General features: G+C 71.5%; 3 protein-coding genes and 2 pseudogenes. All 5 read left to right on the top strand.

The annotated features are described in order from the left end of the window. Positions 1-587, top strand: a pseudogene (locus NBW84_RS14330) (hypothetical protein); the annotation flags it as partial. An 82-nt stretch (positions 588-669) separates the two neighbouring features. Continuing rightward, the gene (locus NBW84_RS14325; protein WP_250285226.1) at positions 670-2364 is read left to right on the top strand and encodes a phage tail sheath C-terminal domain-containing protein; all 1695 of its coding nucleotides are present in this window, start codon (positions 670-672) and stop codon (positions 2362-2364) included. 59 nt (positions 2365-2423) lie between these two features. Further along, positions 2424-2963 (top strand): hypothetical protein, encoded by a 540-nt coding sequence (locus NBW84_RS14320; protein ID WP_250285225.1) that lies wholly within the window; start codon positions 2424-2426, stop codon positions 2961-2963. A 207-nt stretch (positions 2964-3170) separates the two neighbouring features. Further along, complete coding sequence (locus NBW84_RS14315; protein ID WP_250285224.1) at positions 3171-3662, top strand: hypothetical protein; 492 nt, start codon at positions 3171-3173, stop codon at positions 3660-3662. A gap of 11 nt (positions 3663-3673) precedes the next feature. Then, positions 3674-4756: pseudogene (locus tag NBW84_RS14310) on the top strand (hypothetical protein); the annotation flags it as partial.

Raw genomic sequence — 4756 nt, 5'->3', positions numbered from 1 at the left:
TCCTGTTCGAATACCAGCTCGCGCCGACCGTGGACGCCGAGAGCCTGATAGCCGTGGTACCCGTCGACACCGGCCAGGAGGTGGCCGGCTCGCTGGTCGAGGAGCGGGCCACGGTCACCGGCGACAGTGTCCGCTGGGATCAGACCGGCGCTGCCGCGCTGGTACTGCGGGGTGGCCGGCGTGGTGTCGGCCACCTGGCGATCGCCGCCTACCTGCCGGCGCCCGTACCCACCGGTGGCGTCCGGCTGCTGCGCACCCATGACGGTGCCACCGGCGCACCGGCCGGGTATCCGACGCTCGCGGCGTTTCTCGCGGCCGTCGCGGACCCGGTGTCCCCGCAGCGTCACGGTGTGTGGGTCTTCCCGTCGCTGGCCGAGTTCGTCGCGGCCTTCGACGAAGCCGGTGACCTGCTGCTCGGCGACTGGGATTCCGACGGCGTGCCGGATGGCTACCAGGTGGGGCAGCTGGCGCTGAACCCGCCCGTACCACTGCCGGACGCCCAGGACCGCCTCGAGGTCTCGCTTGGGACCACGCCCTTCGACCACCCGGCGGTGCTCTACCTGCGGGCCGCACGCGTACCCGGCTGACCAGGGCATTCGGCCGACCCAGTTCGGCTGGCCCAGAAGCCGGCTGGCCCAGAAGCCGGCCGACCCAGAAGGAGGACGGAGCATGGCTGAGATGGTGCTGCCCGGCACCTACATCGATGTGCGGCCGGAGGGGCTGATCGTACCCGCGCGGGTGAGTGTCGGGACGGTCGCCGTCGTCGGCACCGCGCGGAAGGGGGAGCTCAACAAACCCGTCGCGGTGGGTGGTTTCCTTGAGGCCCGGGAGATATTCGGCGCCTACGACCCCTGGGTGGACGGCCGGAGCAACGAGCTGACCCTCGTGCGCGCCATCGAGATCGCTGCCGCGCACGGCGCGACCTCGATCATCGCGGTGCGGGTGTCCGCGGTCGACGGGAACGGCAGTCCCACCGCGGCCGCCGCGGCCCACACGCTCCGGTCGGCTGACGGCGGTGACGGCGTCGTGCTGACGGCGAAGAGCCCGGGAACCTGGAGCGGCGAGCTGGGCGTGCAGGTCGTGGCCGCCGACTCGCCGGCCTTCGTCGGCCCGGAGAAGCACACCGGCGCCACCTCGGTGACGCTGCAGCACACCCCGGTGGGAAACAGCGCCCGCAACCGGGTGCAGCTGTTCACCCCGGCCGACGGCGTCACCCGCTCACTGAGCGTCCTGCGGGACGACACGGCGACTCCGCAGGCGAACGAAGTGAAGATCAATCGTTCTACCGGTGCTCTCACGTTCGCCCAGGGATTCACCCTCAAGGCGGAGGATGTGGTCACCGCGTGGTACGAGGTCGCTCCGGAGGGTGCGAACACGGTCGTGCTGAGCCTGGGCCGTACCGAGGAACGGTATACCGTCGTCAACGGTGACGATCTCGTCACCGATATCGGCTCCTCGGCGTGGGTGGACGCGAGAAAGGGTGGCCAGTCCGGCAAGGCGCTGAAACCCACCGACTATCCGGCCGCCTTCGGCACCGGCACCGGCAACACACCGGGCAGCAACGGCGAAGCCACCGGGACGGGCGACACCGAGTACAAGGCGGCCCTGGACCTGTTGCTCAACGAGGACGCGCACATCATCGTCGGTGCGGGCCGGAGCACGGCGTTCGCCGACGAGCTCGGCGGCCACTGCCAGCTGGCCAGCAGCGACGCCTTCGGGCGGGACCGCATCGCCGTGGTCGGGGCCGAGCTCGGCACCAGCCTGGACGTCCTGCGCGGTCACAACATCGACAGTGACCGGGTCGTCCTCGTCGCCCCCGGCATCACGTTCGGGGACGCCGCCGCCGGCACGGACGTCACGCTGCCCGGGGCGTACGCCGCGGCGGCCGTTGCCGGTCTGCTCGCCAGCTACCCGCCCCACGTCAGCCTGACGAACAAGGCGCTGCCGGTCGGCGATCTCGAGGTGCGCTACACCCGGGCGCAGCTGACCCAGCTCGTCCAGGCCCGGATACTCGCCCTGGAGGCGCGGCAGGGTTTCCGCGTCGTGCAGGGCATCACGACGTCGGGCAACACCGCCTGGAAACAGATCACCACCCGTCGGATCGTCGACTACGCGAAGTTCGGCGTCCGCGCGGCGAGCACGTCCTACATCGGTCTGCTGAACAACGAGCGGGTACGCACGGCGCTGCGGACCACCATCGCCAGTTTCCTCAACGAGATGGTGGACGGCGAGATGCTGATCAGCTATGACCTCGACGTCACGGCCACCCGGGAACAGCAGCGAAAGGGAATCGTCGCGGTGACGCTGATCCTGCGGCCCACCTTCAGCATCGACTTCATCGAGGTCACGATTTTCCTTGAATAAGAGGTTCCTCGGGAAAGCGTTTCCTCGAGTTTCCCAACCCGTCCGGAAGGAGGAGCCGCATGGCACTGGACAAGGTGTACGTCGGCGCCCACGGCACGCTCGGCATCGCGGTGGAGGGCACTCCCGCCCAACAGGCCGACTTCACCGCCGTCAACGACGCCTACAGCTCCGCGGTCGTGGGCCGCGTCACCGACGTGGAGGTGTGCGTACGCACGGAGCTGGAGGAGTTCTACGAGATCGGCGCGCGTGACGTGAGCACGATCTCCCCTGGAAACGTGCACATCAGCGGCGGCATCGGCCGGGCCTACATCAACGGTTCCCTGCTGTTCCTGCTGCTGGGCCGCGGTGCTCTGGAGAAGGACAGGACGAGCATCCAGCCGCGTTTCGTTCTCAACCTCACCCTGCGGAACTCGCACATCCCGGACAACGCGCTGAAGGTGAACGTCTTCGGCGTGAAGTTCGAGACGTGGGGTTTCCGGCTGCCGCAGGAGGGTTTCGTGATGGAGCAGGTCCGGTTCAAGGCGACACGGATCGGCGTCCTCGACAACGAGGCCGGCAAGGACGTGTCCGTGACCTTCCCCGCGCTCCCGGCGTCCTGACAAGGGCACGGCACAAGGGCACGGCCGGACGGTACCCGATGAACGCACAGGCAGGCAGGCGGATGGGCATTCGGTTGCCATTCGACGGATATTCGACGGGCACCCGGAGTGCGTTCCGTGAACGTCCGGACGAGCACACGCTGCGCCTCCGTCGAACTCCGATGGCCGTGCGGTGAGCACGTAGCGAGCACACGGTGAGGATGCGCGATGACGCTGACGGCTGAGGATCTCCTGGTCGGGGCGGACCTGACGCACGACGTCCGGATACCCGCCGCACTGCTGGCGGGCGGTGGGGCCGAGGAGACCGAGGAGGTCGAGGATGTCGAGGCGACGGTCGTGCTGCGGCCACTGACCGTACGGGACCTGCAGCAGATCGGCCGTGCCGGTGAGGACAACGACGACGGCCTGGCTGCCGCGTTGATGATCAGACAGGCCCTCGTTAAGCCCGCCCTCGGGCTCGACCAGATAACGCGGTTGCCGGCGGGCCTGGCCAGGTTCCTGGTCGAGCGGATCAACCAGATCAGCGGCGTCGACACCCCGCGCGACGAGCTGGCCGAGCTGGTCCAGACCCCGCTGGCGCGGGCCTGTTTCGTGCTGGCCAGGGAATTCGGATGGACGCCGGAGGAGGTGAGCGGGATGACGATCGGCCAGATCCTGCTCTACCTCGAGCTGGTCCGCGCCGATGGGGCCAGCCGATGACGGGCGTGCCGATGGCTGGTGCGGTCCCGGGCAGACCGGGACCGGTGATACTCGACCGGCTGTGGTGGTCGAGCCCGGCCCGCCGGGCCGCCACCGTGCTGTCGACCGGCCCGTCGATCGACAGCTGGTCGCGGGCCCTGGCGGCCCCCGCGCGGCGGGCGGCCAGGACGTGTGCGCTCTGGGCGTGGGCTCGGACGCCGGCCGAGCCGCCCCGGCTGCACCGCCAGCCGCTGCTCGGGACGTGCCTGGAGCAGGTGCTGGACGGCGTCGGCCTGAACGACGACGCCACGGGGGAGGAGCGGCCCGCCGGCGCACCGCCACGCCGGGCCCGGCAGCGCCTCCCGTTACCCCGTGGCGCACGCCCAGGAGCCGCGCACCACGCGTCGGCGGACCCGGACGGGGTGAGGACCGGTGGGGCGGACGGCTCGCCATGCCAGCCGGAGCAGCCGCGGTGGCCAAAGCGGCCGGAGCAGCAGCGGCCGGAGCAGCAGGGACAGCCGGTGGACAGCCGGGTTCCGGCGCCGCCGGAGGTACGCCGACAGCCGGCGCGTGCCGACCAGGCCCTGCTGTGCCGGCTCGCCGGGACAGCGGATGCCGACGCCGTGGTCGCACCGGCGCCGGGGAAGGCAGCGCCGGTGACCCTGCCGACCGTGGGGAAGAAGGCACCGCCGACGCGGGCGGGAGGTGCGCCGCACACCCGGTGCCCGCAGCCCGGCACGCCGGCGGCAGCCTTCGAGCCGGCCGTCCGCCGGCTGGCGGGGCGCCTGCGGTATCCCGAGCCGGCTACCCGCGAAGAGGGGCGCCCGGCTGCCGCGGCCCGGCGGCACCGCGCCGTCCCCACGCCGTCCGGCGCCGTCCCCACGTCACCCCGGACCGCCCCGCGGCCGCCTTGCGCACTCCCGCTGTCCGGTCCGGGTGCTCCGCCGGACATCCTGCTGCGCCACCACAACCCCGGCCATGCCCACGGCCCCGGCCGCGCCGGTACCGGTATGCCCCGGCGCGCCGCGGCCCGGCCGGGCGCCACGCTCGGCCGTGACGCCGAGCATCCGGCGGTGACCGGGCCGGAGCGGACCACCGGGCGGCCCGGATCATCT

Origin of the sequence: Protofrankia sp. CiP1_Cm_nod2, assembly GCF_920664355.1 — a bacterium.
GTDB lineage: Bacteria > Actinomycetota > Actinomycetes > Frankiales > Frankiaceae > Protofrankia.
This window is presented reverse-complemented; position numbering and strand designations above follow the sequence as displayed.